Here is a 17,796-nt window from a genome sequence, read left to right as displayed (position 1 = left end):
GCTACGCCTCCACGCTCAGCCCGCACTGCTCCGGCGCGTGACGCAGAGCGTGTGAGGCGGTCCGGCTGATCTCTGAGTCCCTGAGCGGCTTCATGCGTGTCCTTGCTCTAGCTTGGTTTGTTGGGCTTACGCCCTGAATCGCAGACCGGACGGCAAGGTTCCAAAACCGGCGGCAACCAGGGCCCGGGCCAGCGGGGTATCCAGGATGGCCGCACCATTGACCTTCTGCATCGAGAGTTTCTCCACGCGGGCCGTGCGCAACGCGCCAACCAGACCCGGCGCAGCCACGGCCAAAACCGCCTCCGAGTCATCAAAGCACAGCACCGTCTTGCCACCCCGCTCCACATAAAGCACCAGTGCGCCGTCCACGAGCACCACCACCGCGCCGGCCTTGCGCCCGGGGCGGTGCCCGGTCGCCGCAGTGGGAGCGCCCTCCGGAATCGGCAACGCCGGCCACGCCAAAGCGGCCCCGTAAGGGTTGGCCGGGTCAGTGGCCGCCAGCGCCAGAGCCAGCGGGCCCTCCCGACGCACCCCAACGTCGTCGTGCGTATGCGAGCGCAGCCGGTCCACGGTCGCCGACGTAGAGAACTGCGCGGCGCCCAGCTTCTCCACGAAGTAGCCGCGCCGCGTGATGCCCTGGTCCTCCATCCGCGTCAGCACCTTGTAGAGCATGCCGAAGCCGCCCGGCACCTCCTCAGCCTCCACGGATCCCTTCGTCAGCACGCCGTAGCGATCCAGCAGCACCTCACTCGTGGCGTGCGCGCGCAGCGTTGGGTCGGCCTCCGGGGCTGGCAACAGTGACCAGCGGCCCTGGGCGGACGGCAGAGCCAGAGGCGTGGCGCGGCCGGTGCGCCGATCAATGTCCCTGCCCGACGCCGTGGGGTCACCCGCGCGCGCCGGTACCGCCGCGTCGTCGGGCCGGAAACCGCGCCCGACTCCCGCAGCGTCGCCGCTGGATGGTTCCTCGCCACCGTCCGCGCCGTTTCCGTGGCCTGTGGCACGGTCTTCCCACACGCCATCGCGCCGCATGCCGATGGCCGGGAGGCCCGCGCCGTAGCCGCCGCGCGTGCGCAGCCCGCGCACGTGGCCCAGCCGCGAGGTCCGGGCGCGAGGCTCGGGCTTGCGCTTGTGCGCGGCCTTGCCGCCGGAGAGCATTCCGCGCACGGCGCCGTAGCTGTCGTTGGTGATGAGCCCGGCCCAGACCAGGTCCCAGAGCGCCGCGTTGAGCTCCAGGTCGGGGACCCGGGGGCCCATGGTCTCTAGCCGTGCGGAGAGCTGGCCCATGAACCAACCGCCACCGCCGGACAGAGCCTCGAGGATGCGCTCATGCAGGGCGCCGGGGACAAACTCCTCGTCGCGGTGCAGGGTTAACGGCGCGGAATCCGCCAGATGCAGGGCCACCCAGCCGTCCGTCCCGGAGAGCGAGCCGGCACCGGAGAAGAGCACCTCGCCGGAGGTCATCAGCTCATCCAGCCACGCCGCCTGATAACCACGCACGCGCGACGGGAGGATGAAGCCCTCCCAAGCGCTGGCCGGAATGGGCACGCCGGAGAGTTGCTCCACCACCAGGGCCACCCCGTCGACGCCGCGTAGCTGGGTGGGCAGGTACTGCCAGTCGGCCAGAAAACGGGCGAGCGCGGGCTGCTCCACCGGCTCCACGTCGGCGCGCAGCGCTGCCAGGGAGCGGCGCCGGATGCGGCGCAGCACCTCGGTCTCGCACCACTCCTGTTCGCCGGCCGGCACCGGGCGATACTCCCCGGCGCTGACCCGGGATTCCTGGGCCAGACGCTGCAGGGTCTGGGTGACCACGGCGCCGGCCAGGCCAAGCGCAGCCGCGGCCTCGGTGGCGGTGAAGGGTCCGTGGGTGCGCGCGTAGCGGCCCACCAGGTCCCCGAGCGGGTCCGGAACTGGCTCCACAAAGGCCAGCGGCACGCCCATGGGCAGCGCCACACCGATGGCATCCCGGAGCCGCGCGGCGTCCTCGATCGCGGCAAAAACCGCCTGGCCGTTGAGATGCACGGGCAGGGCGCGGCGGGCCGTGACGAGTTCTTGGGCCCACTGCGTGGCCTGTTCAAGGGTGGCGTGGCCGGTCTGGGCGGGGTCCTCCTGGCCGTCGTGCCGGTCTTGATGCTGGCCGTCGGCGGCGCCAGGGGCCGCCGGGTCAAGAACATCACCCTGCAGCCGCAGCGCCAGGTCCGGCGCGGAGAGCGGGCCAAGCATGCGCACCAGGTCCGCGACCCCCTCCACGCCCCGCAGGCGGCGCTGCGGGGCCAGCCGCTGGGCCTCCTGCTCGACGGCGATCATCACCTCTGCATCCAAGAGCTCGCGGAGTTCTTCGCGCCCCAAGAGATCCGCGAGAAGGGAGGGGTCAAGGGAGAGTGCCGCGGCGCGGCGCTCTGCCAAGGGAGAGTCCCCCTCGTAGAGGAACTGCGCCACGTACCCAAAGAGGAGGGACTGGGCAAAGGGGCTGGGCGTGACCGTCTGCGTCTCGATCACGCGGATCTTGCGCGATTGCAGATCCGTGGCGAGGCGGTGCAGGGCGGGTAGGTCGTAAACATCCTGGAGGCACTCACGAACCGTCTCAAGAATGATGGGGAACTGCGGGTATTTGCGGGCCACGTCCAGGAGCTGGGCGGAGCGCTGGCGTTGCTGCCACAGGGGCGTGCGCTTGCCTGGATCGCGGCGGGGCAGCAACAGGGCGCGCGCGGCGCACTCGCGGAAGCGGGCGGCAAAGAGTGCGGAACCGCCCACCTCCGTCGTCACCACGTCCTGTAATTCCTCTGGGTCAAAGAGGAAGAGATCCATGCCCGGCGGCTCGTCGTCCATGAGCGGGACGCGGAGCACAATCCCGTCATCCGCCGCCATCGCGGAACCGTCAAGTCCATAGCGCTCGTGCAGGCGAGCGCCCACAGCTAAAGCCCACGGGGCATGAACAGGCATGCCGTAAGGGGAATGAAGGATGACGCGCCAATCACCCAACTCATCCTGGAAGCGCTCCAACACAAAGGTGGTGTCGCTGGGGACCGCGGTGGTCGCCTCGAGCTGCTCGTGCAGATAGGCCAGCAGGTTGTCCGCCGCCCATTCGTCCAGGCCAATTGAGCCCAACCGCTCACGCGCCGCCGCGTCGTCGGACACCGCCAACTCGCGTTGAAAGCGGCCCTGCGCCGCGCCCAACTCCGCCGGGCGCCCCAACCCGTCGCCATGCCAAAAGGGCAGCTTGCCCGGCTGGCCAAAGGCGGGGGAGACCAGCACGCGGTCGTGGGTGATGTCCTCGATGCGCCAACTGGTGGCGCCCAGGGCAAAGACGTCCCCGACGCGGGACTCGTAGACCATCTCCTCATCCAGCTCGCCCACACGCTTGCCGCCCGTGCCAGCGTCGTCGGAACTGGCAAGGAACACGCCAAAGAGGCCACGGTCCGGGATGGTTCCGCCGGAGGTGACGGCCAGCCGCTGTGCGCCGGGCCGGCCCTCGATGGTGCCCTCCGTCCGGTCCCAGACGATGCGGGGGCGCAACTCCGCGAACTCGTCCGAGGGGTACTTCCCGGCCAACAGGTCCAGCGTGGCGTCGAAGGCGCTGCGGGGCAGGGAGGCAAAGGGCGCGCTACCCCTGGCCAGGTCAAACCATTCCTCCACGTCGATGGGGCCAAGGGCGCAGGCGGCCACCGTCTGCTGGGCCAGCACATCCAGCGGATTGGTGGGCACGCGCATGGCCTCGATGCGGCCGGCGAGCATGCGCTCCACGGTGACGGCAGAGGAGACCAGATCGCCGCGATGCTTGGGGAAGAACACCCCCGTGGAAGCGGAACCCACTTGGTGCCCGGCGCGGCCCACGCGCTGCAGGCCGGAGGAGACCGAGCCTGGCGCCTCCACCTGGATGACCAAATCAACGAGCCCCATGTCGATGCCGAGCTCCAGCGAGCTCGTGGCCACCACGCAGCGCAGGCGGCCGGACTTGAGGTCGTCCTCAATCTCCGCGCGGCGTTCCTTGGAGACCGAACCATGGTGGGCGCGGGCCAGTAGGTCCGGGGCGCCAGCGGTGGTTCCGGCCTGCGCCATGATCTGCGCCGGGGCGCCGTTGGCGGGGAGTACCTGGGGCAGAACCTCGCTGAGGGGGACGGGGGCGTTCGTCTCGGTGTCGCTTGGGGGCGCATCCAGGCCCTGGCGGGCGGCATGAATCTCATTGAGGCGACCGGTGAGACGCTCTGCGAGGCGACGCGAATTGGCGAAGACAATCGTAGAGGAATTGGCCTCCACCAGGTCGACGATCTTCTCTTCCACATGCGGCCAAATGCTCGCGTTGGGCTCGGGAGAGGACCCCGGGCCAAGGTCATGCGCGCCGGAGGCGCTGGGCAGGTCGCTCAGATCGGGGACTGGGACGGTGACGGTGAGGTCCCAGGTTTTGGAGGAGGCGGGTGCCACCAGCGCGACGGGGCGGCTGCCGCCAAGGAAGCGGGCCACCTCGGCGCGGGGTTCCACCGTGGCAGACAGGCCGATGCGCTGGGCTGGCGCGGCGAGTAGTGCGTCCAGGCGCTCCAGCGTCAGGGCCAGGTGGGCGCCGCGCTTGGTGCCGGCGACCGCGTGCACCTCGTCGATGATGACGGTGTCCACCCGGGTCAGCGTCTCCCGGGCCTTGGAGGTCAGCATCAGGTACAGGGATTCCGGCGTGGTGATGAGCACGTCCGGTGGATGGCTGGCGAGCGAGCGACGCTCGGCGGGGCTCGTGTCTCCGGAGCGCACGCCTACGCTGACCTGCGGGGCGGGGATGCCCAGGCGGCGGGCCGTCTGCGTAATGCCAATCAAAGGGGAGCGAAGGTTACGCTCCACATCCACGCCGAGGGCCTTCAGTGGGGAGATGTAGAGGACACGGGTCCCGGCGTTGTCATGCTTCTTCTTCGCGGCGCGGGCTTTGGACTTGAGGCTGTCGCGGTCCGGCTCGCCTGCGGCTGAGTTGCCCGGGCCTGAGTTGCCTGCGCCTGAGTTGCCCGCGTCCTGGTCCAAGCCGGGCAGCGCGGCTTGGCCTTCCGCCCGGCGGATGAAGGAGTCCAGCGCCCAGAGGAAAGCCGAGAGCGTCTTACCTGAGCCGGTCGGGGCAATCACCAGCGAGTGGTGCCCGGAGGAGATGGCATCCCAGGCGCCGATCTGGGCTGGGGTGGGCGCGGGAAAGGCCCCGCTGAACCACTCTTTCGTGGCCGGGGTGAAACGGTCCATGACCGTCTGCGCGGTGGGCGAGTTCGGCACGGCTCCAGGCTACGCGGCGAGGCCGACGCTTTGCTCGCGGAGGCTCATGGGCCGACGATTGTCGTGTGAGGTGACAGGCGGCGTGGGCCAGGCCCTGGTGAGCTCGGGCCCCCGGCCGCGTGCCACTTCATACGACAAACGCCGTCGTGGAAGACGGCGTTTGTCGTATGAAGTGGCATCTCGGGCTGGGTTGGGGGCGCGGATGCTTATGGGGTGGCGTTTGTCGTATCAGGTGGCAGGTGGCGGGTGCTGGGTGCCACGTGGCGTGGCGTGGCGTGGCGTGGCCGAGCCGAGCCGATGCCGAAACCGAAGCACGTGGCCGAAACGGCGGCACACGTCCCAGCTCGCGGCAAAACCCGGGCGCACGCACCCCGCCAAACCCCCTCTAGTGCGTGCTCGGGTCCTGCGCCACCTCGGTCCTGTCCCCGCTCCACAGCGTGTGGAACGTGCCGTCCTTGTCGGAGCGCTTGTAGGTGTGGGCGCCGAAGAAGTCGCGTTGGCCCTGGACCAGTGCGGCGGGCAGGCGCTCGGAGCGCAGGCCATCGTAGTAAGACAGGGAGGAGGAGAACGCCGGGGCGGGGATGCCGTTGCGCACGGCGTCTGCGACCACGCGGCGCCAGGAGTCCTGGGCGGCCTCGAGGTGCTCGCGGAAGTACGGGGCCAGCAGTAGCGCGGGCAGCTCCGGGTTCTCCGTGTACACGTCGGAGATGGTGTTGAGGAACTGGGCGCGGATGATGCAGCCTGCGCGCCAGATCCGCGCAATCTCGCCCTTCTTCACGTCCCAGCCGTACTTGGCGGCGCCGGCCACGATCTCGTCGAACCCCTGCGAGTAGGCCACGATCTTGGAGGCGAAGAGCGCTTGGCGCACGTCCTCGATGAACGCATCCGCGTCCTGAACGGCGACCGGCGACGGCCCGCCCAACGTCTGCGCAGCGGCGCGCTGGCCGGCGGAGGAGGAGAGGGAGCGGGCAAAGACGGCCTCGGCAATTCCCGTGACTGGCACACCAAGATCCAGTGCGTTCTGCACGGTCCAGGCGCCGGTTCCCTTGGCACCGGCCTGGTCAAGGATCACGTCCACGAGCGGCTTGCCGGTCTCGGCGTCCACCTGGCGCAGCACCTCGGCGGTGATCTCGATCAGGTAGGAGGAGAGCTCGCCCTGGTTCCATTCGGTGAACACGTCCGCGATCTGCGCGGGGGTCTTGCCTGTGCCGCGACGGATCAGGTCGTACGCCTCGGCGATGAGCTGCATGTCCGCGTACTCGATGCCGTTGTGGACCATCTTCACGAAGTGTCCGGCGCCGTCTGTGCCCACGTGCGTTACGCATGGCGCGCCGTCCTCCGCGCGCGCGGCGATGGTTTCCAGGATGGGGCCAAGGGTCTTGTAGGACTCCACGGATCCGCCGGGCATGATGGAGGGGCCGTTGAGTGCGCCTTCCTCGCCGCCGGAGATGCCGGTGCCCACAAAGTGCATTCCGGTCTCGCGGACGCGGGCCTCGCGAGTGATGGTGTCCTGGAAGTTGGCGTTGCCGCCGTCCACGATGATGTCGCCGGGCTCAAACACCGCGACCAGCTCGTCGATCACGGCGTCGGTGCCCTTGCCGGCCTGAACCATGATGATGGCGGTGCGCGGGGTGGAGAGGGAGTCCGCGAAGTCTTTGTAAGAGAAGGAGGGGACCAGGCCGGCCTCGGGGTGGGCCTGGACCAGTTCGTCTGTGCGATACCGGGAGCGGTTGTAGACGGCCACGGTGTTGCCTTCGCGGGAGGCCAGGTTGCGGGCCAGGTTTGAGCCCATGACTGCCAGGCCCACCACGCCGATGTTGGCGCTGGCGCTCGAATTCTCAGACATGCTTGTCCTTTCCTTGCGGCCTGCGCCGCGGCTGTCGCTGCCCCGGGCTGGGCCGGTTCTCAGTAAATCGCATGCGGGGTGACGGGATCTAGTTCCGTGAACTGCCCTGAGGCTGAACTGCCCGACGGCGTTGGGTCGCCCCTGCGGCGGCCTCGCGTCCCGTTTGGGCCGGGTTCCGTCCGGGTTCCTGCCGCCTTACACGTGGTGATACGACCCGCCGCCGGCGATCTCCTGCGCGCGGTAGACCTGCTCGGTGAGCATGAGCCGGACCAGCTGGTGTGGAAACACGAGCTGGGACAGGGACCACACCAGGTTGGCCCGGGCGTGCACCGATGCATCCACGCCGTAGGCGCCGCCGATGATGACGGTGATGTGCTTGCCCGCGTCCAGGGGCGCCCGTAGCGCCTTGGTCAGCCCGGGGGAGGAGAGCATTTTGCCGCGCTCATCCAGCAGGACCAGGAACTCCTCCGGCTTGATTTTGGCCAGCAACCGGGCGGATTCTTCCGTCCGCGCGGCCTCTTCCTGGCGGGAGCTGTGGGGGATGAGCTGGAAGTCCAGGTCCCATGGTTTCTTGAGGCGCTTGGAGTAGCGATCTATCCCCTCGGTGACCCAGGACTCGTGCTTCTTGCCGACGGCGAGGACGCGGATGCTCATGCCCCCATCCTTGCAGTTGGCCTGCCCTGGAACAGGGCAGGCCACTCTTTAGGCGTTGACGCTCGCCAACGCCGCGCGGCCCAGGGTCATGACGCGCGTTGCGGTGGTGATGGACGCGAGCACCGCCTCGATCTCTGCTGCGCGGCGCTCCAGCGGGTCCAGTCCCTCACCCATGAGCTCCTGGAACAGGGATAGCGCCACGGTGGCGCGCAGGTCATACATGTCGAAGTTGGCCACGATCTGGCGCCACTGCTCCACCGCGCGCACGCCGCCGTCCGCGCCGTAGGACACAAAGGCGATGGGCTTGCCCATCCACTCCGGTGCCAGCGAGTCAAAGGCGTTCTTCAGCGCGCCGGGGACGCCGTGGTTGTATTCGGGCGTCACCACGATGTAGCCGTCAAACTCGTCGATCTTCTGGCCCCAGGCCAGCTGCGCCGGGTGGGTGTAGGCGCGGTTCAGGGCACCGGGGACGCCGGCGGCATCCAGCAGCGGCAGCGAGTAGTCGGCCAGCGCCACCACCTCAAAGCTGAGGTCTGCATCGGCAAAAGCGGCCGAGTGTTCTTCTACCCAGCTGGCCACGTGTGCGGAGTTGCGGCCCTCGCGGATGGATCCGGAGATGATGGCGATCTTCATGGGTAGACCTTTCGGAATGCGGCGTAGCGGAGGGGATCTGTGTCCCACATGTCAAGTAGTTGAAGCGTCAGCCGGTTGCGTGGCATTCCCTGCCCGGGAGGTGTTCTACCTCACGCCCGACGCCGCGTGAGCGGCTCAAACGCGCGGGTGCCGGTCCCGCACGCACAGAATTCACCCACCGCTTCCCAGTAGTTTTGGTTCATGACGTCTGCGACAGCGAGCCTGCTTGCCCCCGATTCGGGACATCCCGCGCCGCTGCGGTTGCGCGCCCACCTGCCCGGCGTCGTCGTGCTGTTGGTGCTCGCCTTGATCACCGTGGTGGGCGCCGCCGTGGTCTACGACTGGGTCGCGGATGGGCAGCGGCTGGCCGCGGTGGACGTGCCCGTTCTGGAGTGGTTCTCCCAGCACCGCGCGCCCGGGGTCACGGAGGCGCTGGTGGTGCTCTCCATCATCGGCAGCACCACCGTCTTGACGCCGCTGCTTGCCCTGTTCATCGGGATGCTCTGCTGGCACAGGAAAACCCTCTGGCCGCTGGTGGTGCTCCTGGCCACCGCCGCCTGCTCCGTGTTGACCACCGTGCTATTGAAGAACGCGTTGGAGCGCCCGCGCCCGCCGTATGAGCACGCCATCCCTCCCTATGAGACGTCCGGTTCGTTCCCTTCCGGGCACACCTTGAACTCCACGACGCTGTGCCTGGTGCTCATTTACCTGGTGTTGCGCTGGGCCACCGCGACCTGGGTGCGTCGCGTGCTGGTCATCGTCGCCATCCTGTACCCGTTGCTCATGGCGTTCTCCCGCGTCTACATGGGGGCGCACTGGGTCACCGATGTGGTGGCCGGCTGGCTCATCGGCGCGGCCTGGGCGGCGGTCATCATTTCCGTTGACCGGTTGTTGTTGCTGCGCCGCCCAGAGCGCGTGACTCAGGCCCCGCGCACCTCGCCCATGAACGCGGAGTAGTCAGCGTCAGAGGCTTCCAGGACGCGCAGCACGTTCTCGTGTCCCAGCTTGGCCAGCTCCGGTTCGCTCCAGCGGCGCGAGCGCAGCTCGTCCATGAGGGCGGGGTACGTGGACACGTCCTCCAAACCAAGCGGCACCATCGGGGTGCCGTCAAAGTCGCCGCCAAGCCCCACGGCGTCCACCCCTGCCAGCTCGCGCACGTAATCAACGTGATCCGCGACCTGGCGCAGTGTGGCCCGCGGCGCGTGGCCGGGGCGCTCCGCCTCCGGGAGCGCGTACCACTCGCGCGCCTCCTGGCTCACAAAACGCTCCACAAACGTCACCATCTGCACGCCGCCGCGCTCGCCGATGGCCCGCATCACATCGTCCGGAACATTGCGCGGGTGATCGCACAGCGCCAGCGCGTTGGAGTGGCTGACCAACACCGGTCGGGAGGTGACCTCCAGCGCCGCGCGCATGGTGCTGGGGGCCACGTGGGACAGGTCAACGAGCATGCCAATCCGGTTCATTTCCCGCACCACCTCGCGGCCAAAGTCGCTGAGCCCACCATGCCGGGGCGCGTCCGTGGCGGAGTCCGCCCACGTGGTGGTGACGTTCCAGGTCAGCGTCATGTAGCGAGCGCCAAGGCGGGCATATTGGCGCAGGGTCGCGAGCGAATCATTGATCTGATTGCCGCCCTCCACGCCCATCAGCGACGCGATGCGCCCTTCCGCCATGGCGGCACGGGCCTGCGCGGCCGTGCTCGCCAGGCGCAGATCCAGCGGGTAGGCGGCGGCCAGGCGCTGCACAAAATCGATCTGCTCCAGCGTGGCCGTCACCTGCTGCGCGGCGGGAAGCTCCGCGTCCACCCAGACCGACCAGAATTGCCCACCTACCCCTCCCGCGCGCAGGCGCGGCACGTCCGTCTGCAGCTGCGGCACGGGGCCGTCCAGCCCGTCCACGGAGTAGTTGCGGGACTCGCGGGCGGCCCACGCCAGGTCGTTGTGGCCGTCGATCACGGGAATCAAGGGTGCCTCCTGCGGTGCACAGTCCAAATGCCCGACGGCGGGTGCTCGCGGGCCGCTTTGACCGTATCGCGGGTGCGGGGTTGGCAGGAAGCCGCGCGGTTCTCACGCCGCGGGGAAGGTGACCCCCGTCAGTTCCTGCGAGACATCCCACACGCGCTGGGCCTGGTCCTCGGGACGCAAACGGGAGTACAGCTTCTGCGCGGCGGGTGGCCCGCCCAGGTGTCCCACTCCGCTTGGCCCGTAGAGGTGGCCGCGCTGGGCTGAGGGGGAGGTGGCGGCAAAGAGCGCGGGCTGCGCCGCGGATTCAGGGGTGCCAAAGATGAGGCCACGGGCCGAGCCCCAGCGGATCACCTTGACCAGGGCGGTATCGCGCTCGCGGCCCAACTCCGGCCGGGCGGAGAGCAGGCTGGTCGGCGCAACGCCGGGGTGGGACAGGTTGCTGGTGATGCCCCAGCCATTGGCGGCGCTGCGGCGGTCAAGCTCCAGCCCAAACAGCCCAAAGGCGATCTTGGACTGGCTGTAGGCGCCCTGGCCGTTGTATGACTTCTCCCAGTTCAGGTCATCCCAATTGATGGACCCTTGATTGGCCGCGATGCTGACCTGAGAGGTCACGCGGGCCTGGCCGGCGCGCAACAACGGGAGCAGATGCCCCACGAGCGCGACGTGGCCCAGGTGGTTGGTGCCAAACTGCAGCTCGAATCCGTCCGCGGTGGCCTGGCGCTCCGGCGGCGTCATGACGCCAGCGTTGTTGATGAGGAGGTGGACGGGGCGGCCGTCCGCCAGCATGGTCTCGCCGAAGGCCGCCACGCTGTCCAGAGAGGACAGGTCAAGCGGAAGGGTGGTGACCTGCGCGTCGGGGACCTGTTCGCGGATCCCGGCGGCAGCGGCGTCGCCCTTGCGGGGATTGCGCACCGGCAGCACCAGCTCCGCCCCGGCCCGCGCCAGCTGTGTGGCGATCCGCAGGCCGATTCCGTCGCTGCCTCCGGTCAGGACGGCGCGCTTGCCGCGCAGGGACGGGACGGTGAAGGGGGCTTCGTTTCGAGGCATGGATCGTCCTAGCTTGGAGTGTTGTGGTCAGAGGTAGGGCTGGTTAGCGAGTGGAGGGCCCCGGCGAGCTTGACGGGGCGATGTACGGCGGGGTGCATGTACACGGCAGGTCGATGCGGCTGGCGGCATAGATGGTCCCCACCCCAGCGATGATGGACAGCGCCAGGCCCACGCCACAGAGCCGGATCAGGCGACGCCTTCGCGGTGCAATGAGCGCGAAAATGAGCGTAAGCAACCCGAGAAGCGGGGGTAGAAAGACCACATAGGATCCGGCGTGAAAAACATATTGCGGCACATGGCGCAGATCATGCGACGAGTCGCCGCCCCACAGGGCGGTGGCCGTCACCACGATCAACGTCAGTCCGGCAAGTATCAGCGATACCCAGAGCAACGCCTTGGCGACCCCTTGCTTTCGGGTGAGCGCTGAAGCGGACGCAGTGGTGGTCCCACGAGCGGCCGCGGAAACGGGCGGGGCCGTGTTTGTCATGCGCTCACTGTAGGTGGGCTCTCTGGGGAATACACCTAGGATCGAGGCATGAGTACCCCTGAGCATTCTCCCGCAGAGCAGCCCTCTGTCCCAGAGGAATCCGCCCTCCCAGAGGATTCCGCCGTCGCGGACGGGTCCGCCGTCGCAGACGGATCCGCCGCTGAGGGCGGCGCCGCCGCGCCAAACTCCGCCACCGACGTCGCCGAGTGGCTGCTTGGCCGCATCCTGGATGCGGACCCCCGCCCGTTCCCGCAGGCCAACGCCGTGCGGATCGCCCGGGAACTCTTTGGTGAGGATTGGGGCGTGCTCAACGTCCACAACGTTCCCTCGCTGCACCCGGATGTTCTGGAGGCCTTTGCCCGGATCAAGGCGGAGAATGTGCGCTGGAATACCCGCGCCAAGGCGTGGTGGGTGGCGGATGAGGAACGCATGCGCGCCTTCCGTGTTGCCGATGAAAAGAAGGCCAGGAAGGCCGCGGCCAAGAGCGCCCGCGAGGAGGGCTAACCTGAGCCGCATGGCTGCGCTCCCGGACTCCAAGCAACTGGACGCGAAGCAACGCGTCGTCGTTGTTGTCGCGATCCTCGCGTCCTTTGTCACGCTGCTTGACTCCTCGGTGACCAACGTTGCCCTGCCGGCCATCGCGCGCGACCTCGGGGGAGGCCTCTCCACGCAGCAGTGGACGGTGGACGCGTACCTGGTGACGCTGAGCGCGTTGATGCTGCTGGCCGGTTCGCTGGCGGACGCCTACGGGCGCATCCGCATCATGCAGATTGGCTTGGTTGGTTTTGGCCTGGCGTCGCTGGCCGTGGGGCTCTCCGTCACCCCGGAGATGCTGATCGCCTCCCGCGCGGTGCAAGGGGCCGCGGGCGCATTCCTGGTGCCCAGCTCCCTGGCGCTCATCACCAATCGGGTCTCCGGCCCTGCGCAGGGCAGGGTGATTGGGGTCTGGACGGCGGCGACCACGGGGGCCACCATCGTGGGCCCGCTGCTGGGCGGGCTCTTCACCGACTACCTCTCCTGGCGCTGGGTCTTTCTCATCAACGTGGTGCCCATCGCCATCACACTGTTGATGCTGCGCCGCCTTGACCCGGATCAGAACACCGCCGGGCCCGGCCGCGTGGACTGGCTGGGCGGCCTGGCCGCGGCCGCCGCGCTTGGCCTCATCACCTTCGCCATCATCGAGGAACCCGCCGCCGGCTGGGCGGCGCCGCACATTTGGGGCACGCTCGCCGCCGGGGTACTCCTCTTTGCTTGGTTCCTGTGGCGGCAGGGGAGGGTCCAGCACCCCGTGCTGCCGCTGGGGCTGTTTAAGATCCGCAACTTCGCCGTGGGCAACGTGTCCAGCCTGCTCATCTACGCGGCGCTGGCGCTGAATGGCTTTGTGATTGGCGTGTTCCTGCAAAACGCGGATGGCCCGGGCCTCAGCGCCACCGCCGCCGGCTTGGCCAGCCTGCCCATCACGCTGCTCATGATCGGCTTCAGCTCCCGCATGGGCGCGCTCGCCGGGCGGTTGGGGCCCCGCCTCTTCATGACGGTTGGCCCGCTCCTGCTGGGCGTCGCGTCGCTACTCTTCCTTGGCATCCGGGGCGACTTCAACTACTGGACGCAGGTGCTGCCCGGCATGATCGTGATGGGCATGGGCCTCTCCATCATGGTCGCGCCCCTGACCAGCGCCATCCTTGGCTCCATCAGCCCCTCGCAGAGCGGCATCGCGTCCGCCGTGAACAACGCGGTCTCCCGGGTGGCCGGGCTCTTCGCGGTGGCCCTCGTGGCCACCATCGTGGGTGGCCGGCTGGACCTGGCCGGATTCCACACCGCCAACGTGGCCTGCGCCGTGCTGTTTGCCGGCGGCGCGGTGGTCTCCTGGCTGGGGATTCGCCCCCCCAAGTCTGTGCCCGACGCCGCGGGGTAACCTTCCCCGCTCGGCCTCCGGCGCGCTGTGCGCCGGGACTGTACCGAGCGGCGTCGGGCATCGCTACCGCGCGCCGCCCTCACCGGTCCTGCAGCGGCCAGCACACGCCGCAAAGCAGGGTCAGCGCGCGCGCATTTCCTGCAGAGGCGAGCTGAAGTCGGCGCCGTTGAGCTCTAGGTAGAGCTGGCGTTCGGTGAGGGTGATGGTGAGGTTGTTGCGGCGCTCGATTGACTCGGCGGCCAGGTCAAGGAAGTGCGAGTCGAAGCCGATGACGCGGATATCCGCGGCCTTGTGCAGGGATTTGCCGCCCCAGGTGGCGATGAGGCTTTCCGGATCGCGGTGGGTGTAGACCACGGTGCGGTCGGCGAGTTTGCTGCCGAAGTGCACGCGGGCGGCGTCCGGCGCGCCGACCTCGATCCAGTCCGTGAGGCGCATGGTGAGATCGCGGACCAGGACGGCTGGTTCCGACTTCGCGTCGATTCCCTCGCTGAAGGCGATGCCCTCCTCGTATTCCAGGCAGTAGGCCAGGATGCGCAGGAGCAGGTTGCTGGGGGTTTCCGAGGCCTGCCGGGCTACGCGCAGGGATAGTTCCTCGTAGATCCCGCGATCAAGGTCCGCAAGATTCACCGTGAACGTGTGGACAACCGCGCCAATACCCATGCTTGGAATCCTAGCGGGGTGCGGGGGATGGCTCTGGCACACTGGGTGGACGAATCTGGCCTTGGCGTCGGTCTTGGCGTGGCCCTCATCGAAGCGATGGAATCTGGGGAGTGATGGAACTGAGCGACGCCGCATCCGGCGCCCACGCCGCAGAGCCAGCCAAGCCCACCGACGCGCGCGCCGTGGCACCAGCTGGCTGGCGCAGGGCCGCCGTCGTGCTTCTGTGCTTGGCGCTGGCCGGATCCGTGCTGGGATTCTTTGGGTTGCTTTTGGTTGTTGGTCAGCTCGTGATCCCCGGTTGGGTGGTCGGCGGTGTGCTGTTGTTGGCCGCCCTGATCCTGCTTGTGGTGGATGGGGTGAAGCGGCGGGGTCCCAGCCGGGCGGAGGGCGGCAGCGGGCGGTCCAGGTTGCCTTGGACCGTGAAAGCACTGGCCGTCCTGGTCGTTGCGGCCAGTGGATTCGGGGCCGCGAGTGACATCGGCGGCGTGAGGTATCACGTGCTCTCACCGGCCGGCGGCGATGGCTGCCGCGTGGTGGTGCGAGAGGCCTCGTTCTTGTTTTCCGGCAGCGGGAGCGCCTACGCGGTCGGCCCCTCCGGCTTGGGGTGGAAGGCGAGCTCGTGGACGGCCGATGATGGCTACCAGCTGGTCGCGGGTGGGGACTATGAGCTCACCTGGGGGCCCGACGGCGGCCTGCTCACCTTCCGCGACACCAGCGACCCGGTCTGGCCGTCCTTGCACGAGGTCGGCTGTTAAAGGCCGGGCGGAGTGACGGGTTCGCGATGCGTTTGATTAGTGTCCAGAGAGCGTCCACATAGACAGCAAGAAAGCCCCGGGAGCCTTGATTTATCAGAGATCCAGGGGCTTTCTTTAACGTGGCGACGGTGGGATGTGAAACCGAACCGCCATAGTGAAGTGGCGGCAATTTACGCGAGAAACCACGGCATCTGGATCGCCGCTGCTGCCGCTACCTGACTGCCGATGCGGCCACATTGCGGCCAAGGTCCGCGCCGGGCGGCGGGACGGAACCCTACTATGTTACTCGGGGTGAACTATTCGGCGCACCCAGCGTACTAGCGCCGGTGATCCACTGGATCACTTTCGAGATCGCACTGACACGGGGGTGCTATAGTCGTAGAACTTTCTATTGATTGTCTGCTGCTGTTTGGGAAACCGACTGGAAGGGTATTCGCCGTTGTTCTGTCGTTGCTACTCCATGTCGGAATTATCCTCGTCGTGGGCCTCTGGTCTCTCGCATTCAGAATGGTCGGCGCAACGACAGTCACACTGGGCGGGCTTGGCATGAGGGATGTGAGACCGGCTCTCAGCAAGTTCCCTCGAGCTCAGCGCGTAGCAAAGTCGGAGAACGTGGGATGGATGGAAGGCGGAGTCAGCGGTTATGCGTGAAGTTGATCTGCAGGGCCTCGCGGTGGGCCTGTCTGCAATGAGTGTCTTGCTTTTTGTTTGCTTAGCTCTTCTTGCAAGCTTCACCAAAGCCGATTCGCTCAGTGCCAATAGAATGTTCGGAATTAAGACGAAACACACCCTGCGGTCTGAGGATGCCTGGACTGCGGGTCATCTTGCTGCTCGTACCACCGTATTGGCTGCCTCAATTTGCAGTTTAGGTGTCTCTGTGATCGCTGTCGCATTCATCCTCTTTGGGGAGTTTTTCGTCGCATCCCTTATCGCGTCGATTGGCGTACTTCTAACACTAATCATGATCGGCGTTGCTGCGCATAAAGCAAACGTGGCAGCAAAGAAAGCTGAATAACCCTCATCAGTGAGGCCTCCTTGAGTGATTGACTCAAACAAGCCGATGGCGAGGCAGGCAGGAAGCCTGGCACGACGAAGGAGGAAGCCTCCGAGGGTCGAGGGCTGCGTCGGCGCAACCGCTGGCTACGCGCCCTGTTTAAGGCTGCCGAACAGCACTGGGCAGCGCGGATGGACGCCCTCGCTCCACGGGCAAGAAGGGCCGGCCAAGGCCGCCGGTAGTCGGCGGTTTCGTCAAGCGCCAGTTCCGCTCCGACGCACTGAACAAGGTGTGGCTGACGGACATCACGGAGCATTGGACAGACATCGGCAAGCTGTACGCGTGCGCGATCAAGGACGTGTATGCGAAAGGGTTGCTACTGCGGTACGGCGAGGCATCCCCGACAAAGCCGAAGGGCCCCGGCTCCTTGATTTCTCAAGGAGCCGGGGCCCTTCGCAAACGCGGTGACGGTGGGATTTGAAACCTATATCCCGGCCTGTGAAGTGGCGAATCCCCCGGGATCAAGAGGATTTCGCATCACTACAAGTCAGGGCTAATGACTGTAAGTGTGTCCAAAATGTGTCCAGATTGGGGCCACGCTCCGCCGCCGGTCGACCGTCGCCTTGAAGGCCACGGTCGCCAAGAACAGAGGGCCGCCGGGGAACGTCAAAGGGTGTCCGCCCGATGGACACCCTTGCGTTGTGGGCAACGTGGTCAGGGTGACCATGTTGCTGAACACCGTGTGGATCACCGGGTTCAACCGTGGCCACCGTGGCCACGGTTGCCACGAGCAACGGGCCAACAGAGGAACCGTGGAACGCGAAAGGGTGTCGGTAGTAGTGACACCCCTTCGGCATTACGTGTTACACGCTACTGGGGTGTAACACCTAGAGCGTCTGCCACACGCTGCATGGATGCCAGTGCCCGGCGAACCTCCGGCCCAAAAGACTGCGCCAGCGTCTCACGGGCGCGGGGAAGGCGGTCATCATCGAGTAAACGCTCAAGCTTCTCGGTGGCCATGTAGGCATTCATGGCGCGTTTCCGAAAGTCGTCTGACAGGGCCCTCCGATGCGCCGGGGCTCCACGGCTGGGGTCCTTCTGACGGCGGTGAGACTCGGTCCGGCAGCGTGGAGAGCAGAAACGCGCATCAGAGCGCGTGGCTTCAAAATCCTTGCCGCAAACGTTACAGATAATTGTCATGTAACAGATACTAGCATCCGTTACAGGTGACTGTTAGTAACAGATCAGCACATGGTGCAGACACTCATCACGGGCCAACCGCATCGGCTCCGACCCCAACTGCAGATCTCTTTTTTCGGATACGATCTTCCGCATGTCTGATGCGACACTCACTGGCCTGGTCACTGGCGTCGTTGCGGTTCTCGGCACCGTGGTTGGCACTCTGACAGCGCTACTTATGTCACGCCAGCAGTCCAAGAGGGAAGTGGAGGCCCGAGGCGTTGACTCAGATCGTGGCGCTGTGGCTGAGCTGGTGCGTGCGTTACGGTCCCTTTCTGTCACGGCCAGAGGACTGGGTACTTTAAGCCGCCAGGGACGGGATACAGCAAGGCGGACGGTCGAGGCAGGCGGGACTGATTACGTTTCC

13 protein-coding genes are annotated in these 17,796 nt (G+C 67.2%); 5 read left to right on the top strand and 8 right to left on the bottom strand.

Translation table 11 applies throughout. From position 1 onward, the window contains the following. Positions 1 to 126 precede the first annotated feature (126 nt). The 4 genes from DWQ67_RS10425 to DWQ67_RS10410 all read right to left on the bottom strand — a co-directional run bounded on the left by DWQ67_RS10425 (position 127) and on the right by DWQ67_RS10410 (position 8,371). Positions 127 to 5,208, bottom strand: a complete 5,082-nt coding sequence (locus DWQ67_RS10425) for an Lhr family ATP-dependent helicase (RefSeq protein ID WP_121485691.1) — start codon at positions 5,206 to 5,208, stop codon at positions 127 to 129. Positions 5,209 to 5,623: 415 nt separating this feature from the next. Further along, positions 5,624 to 7,084: an NADP-dependent phosphogluconate dehydrogenase gene (gene gndA / locus DWQ67_RS10420; protein ID WP_121485552.1), complete on the bottom strand. Its 1,461-nt coding sequence runs from the start codon at positions 7,082 to 7,084 to the stop codon at positions 5,624 to 5,626. Between the two features lie 195 nt (positions 7,085 to 7,279). Further along, complete coding sequence (locus tag DWQ67_RS10415; RefSeq protein WP_121485551.1) at positions 7,280 to 7,738, bottom strand: 23S rRNA (pseudouridine(1915)-N(3))-methyltransferase RlmH; 459 nt, start codon at positions 7,736 to 7,738, stop codon at positions 7,280 to 7,282. 48 nt (positions 7,739 to 7,786) lie between these two features. Further along, the gene (locus tag DWQ67_RS10410; protein ID WP_121485550.1) at positions 7,787 to 8,371 is read right to left on the bottom strand and encodes an NADPH-dependent FMN reductase; all 585 of its coding nucleotides are present in this window, start codon (positions 8,369 to 8,371) and stop codon (positions 7,787 to 7,789) included. Between the two features lie 201 nt (positions 8,372 to 8,572). Between DWQ67_RS10410 and DWQ67_RS10405 the strand changes: the two genes are divergently transcribed. After that, on the top strand, positions 8,573 to 9,328 hold the full coding sequence (locus DWQ67_RS10405; protein ID WP_121485549.1) for a phosphatase PAP2 family protein: 756 nt from the start codon (positions 8,573 to 8,575) through the stop codon (positions 9,326 to 9,328). On the opposite strand, the gene DWQ67_RS10400 is transcribed toward DWQ67_RS10405, so the two are convergent. The 3 genes from DWQ67_RS10400 to DWQ67_RS10390 all read right to left on the bottom strand — a co-directional run bounded on the left by DWQ67_RS10400 (position 9,292) and on the right by DWQ67_RS10390 (position 11,869). Next, entirely contained in the window at positions 9,292 to 10,335 is a 1,044-nt protein-coding gene (locus DWQ67_RS10400) for a dipeptidase (RefSeq protein ID WP_121485548.1), read from the bottom strand. The genes DWQ67_RS10405 and DWQ67_RS10400 overlap by 37 nt on opposite strands. Before the next feature lie 102 nt (positions 10,336 to 10,437). Continuing rightward, positions 10,438 to 11,382, bottom strand: coding sequence for an SDR family oxidoreductase (locus DWQ67_RS10395; protein WP_121485547.1), 945 nt, complete (start codon positions 11,380 to 11,382; stop codon positions 10,438 to 10,440). 43 nt (positions 11,383 to 11,425) lie between these two features. After that, entirely contained in the window at positions 11,426 to 11,869 is a 444-nt protein-coding gene (locus DWQ67_RS10390) for a hypothetical protein (RefSeq protein ID WP_121485546.1), read from the bottom strand. A gap of 48 nt (positions 11,870 to 11,917) precedes the next feature. On the opposite strand from DWQ67_RS10390, the gene DWQ67_RS10385 reads away from it, so the two are divergent. After that, complete coding sequence (locus DWQ67_RS10385) at positions 11,918 to 12,373, top strand: DUF6953 family protein (RefSeq protein WP_121485545.1); 456 nt, start codon at positions 11,918 to 11,920, stop codon at positions 12,371 to 12,373. Positions 12,374 to 12,383: 10 nt separating this feature from the next. Next, the gene (locus tag DWQ67_RS10380) at positions 12,384 to 13,781 is read left to right on the top strand and encodes an MFS transporter (protein ID WP_121485544.1); all 1,398 of its coding nucleotides are present in this window, start codon (positions 12,384 to 12,386) and stop codon (positions 13,779 to 13,781) included. 120 nt (positions 13,782 to 13,901) lie between these two features. Here the strand turns inward: DWQ67_RS10380 and DWQ67_RS10375 are convergent, their stop codons facing one another. Further along, complete coding sequence (locus DWQ67_RS10375) at positions 13,902 to 14,441, bottom strand: YaeQ family protein (protein ID WP_121485543.1); 540 nt, start codon at positions 14,439 to 14,441, stop codon at positions 13,902 to 13,904. Between the two features lie 113 nt (positions 14,442 to 14,554). Between DWQ67_RS10375 and DWQ67_RS10370 the strand changes: the two genes are divergently transcribed. Both DWQ67_RS10370 and DWQ67_RS10365 read left to right on the top strand, forming a co-directional pair. Further along, positions 14,555 to 15,196 (top strand): hypothetical protein, encoded by a 642-nt coding sequence (locus DWQ67_RS10370; RefSeq protein ID WP_147433672.1) that lies wholly within the window; start codon positions 14,555 to 14,557, stop codon positions 15,194 to 15,196. A gap of 643 nt (positions 15,197 to 15,839) precedes the next feature. After that, positions 15,840 to 16,211, top strand: a complete 372-nt coding sequence (locus DWQ67_RS10365; protein WP_121485541.1) for an SdpI family protein — start codon at positions 15,840 to 15,842, stop codon at positions 16,209 to 16,211. Positions 16,212 to 17,796: the final 1,585 nt, after the last annotated feature.

This window comes from Galactobacter caseinivorans (assembly GCF_003640665.1).
GTDB lineage: Bacteria > Actinomycetota > Actinomycetes > Actinomycetales > Micrococcaceae > Galactobacter > Galactobacter caseinivorans.
Note: the sequence above shows the minus strand (reverse complement) of the source record. Positions and strands in the feature narration are given on the sequence as shown.

What these genes read in the sequence shown, in the direction of transcription:
- DWQ67_RS10425 (WP_121485691.1), bottom strand. Translation starts at nt 5,208, where the DNA reads ATGGACCGTTTCACCCCGGCCACGAAAGAGTGGTTCAGCGGGGCCTTT.
- gndA (WP_121485552.1), bottom strand. Translation starts at nt 7,084, where the DNA reads ATGTCTGAGAATTCGAGCGCCAGCGCCAACATCGGCGTGGTGGGCCTG.
- DWQ67_RS10415 (WP_121485551.1), bottom strand. Translation starts at nt 7,738, where the DNA reads ATGAGCATCCGCGTCCTCGCCGTCGGCAAGAAGCACGAGTCCTGGGTC.
- DWQ67_RS10410 (WP_121485550.1), bottom strand. Translation starts at nt 8,371, where the DNA reads ATGAAGATCGCCATCATCTCCGGATCCATCCGCGAGGGCCGCAACTCC.
- DWQ67_RS10405 (WP_121485549.1), top strand. Translation starts at nt 8,573, where the DNA reads ATGACGTCTGCGACAGCGAGCCTGCTTGCCCCCGATTCGGGACATCCC.
- DWQ67_RS10395 (WP_121485547.1), bottom strand. Translation starts at nt 11,382, where the DNA reads ATGCCTCGAAACGAAGCCCCCTTCACCGTCCCGTCCCTGCGCGGCAAG.
- DWQ67_RS10390 (WP_121485546.1), bottom strand. Translation starts at nt 11,869, where the DNA reads ATGACAAACACGGCCCCGCCCGTTTCCGCGGCCGCTCGTGGGACCACC.
- DWQ67_RS10385 (WP_121485545.1), top strand. Translation starts at nt 11,918, where the DNA reads ATGAGTACCCCTGAGCATTCTCCCGCAGAGCAGCCCTCTGTCCCAGAG.
- DWQ67_RS10380 (WP_121485544.1), top strand. Translation starts at nt 12,384, where the DNA reads ATGGCTGCGCTCCCGGACTCCAAGCAACTGGACGCGAAGCAACGCGTC.
- DWQ67_RS10375 (WP_121485543.1), bottom strand. Translation starts at nt 14,441, where the DNA reads ATGGGTATTGGCGCGGTTGTCCACACGTTCACGGTGAATCTTGCGGAC.
- DWQ67_RS10370 (WP_147433672.1), top strand. Translation starts at nt 14,555, where the DNA reads ATGGAACTGAGCGACGCCGCATCCGGCGCCCACGCCGCAGAGCCAGCC.
- DWQ67_RS10365 (WP_121485541.1), top strand. Translation starts at nt 15,840, where the DNA reads ATGCGTGAAGTTGATCTGCAGGGCCTCGCGGTGGGCCTGTCTGCAATG.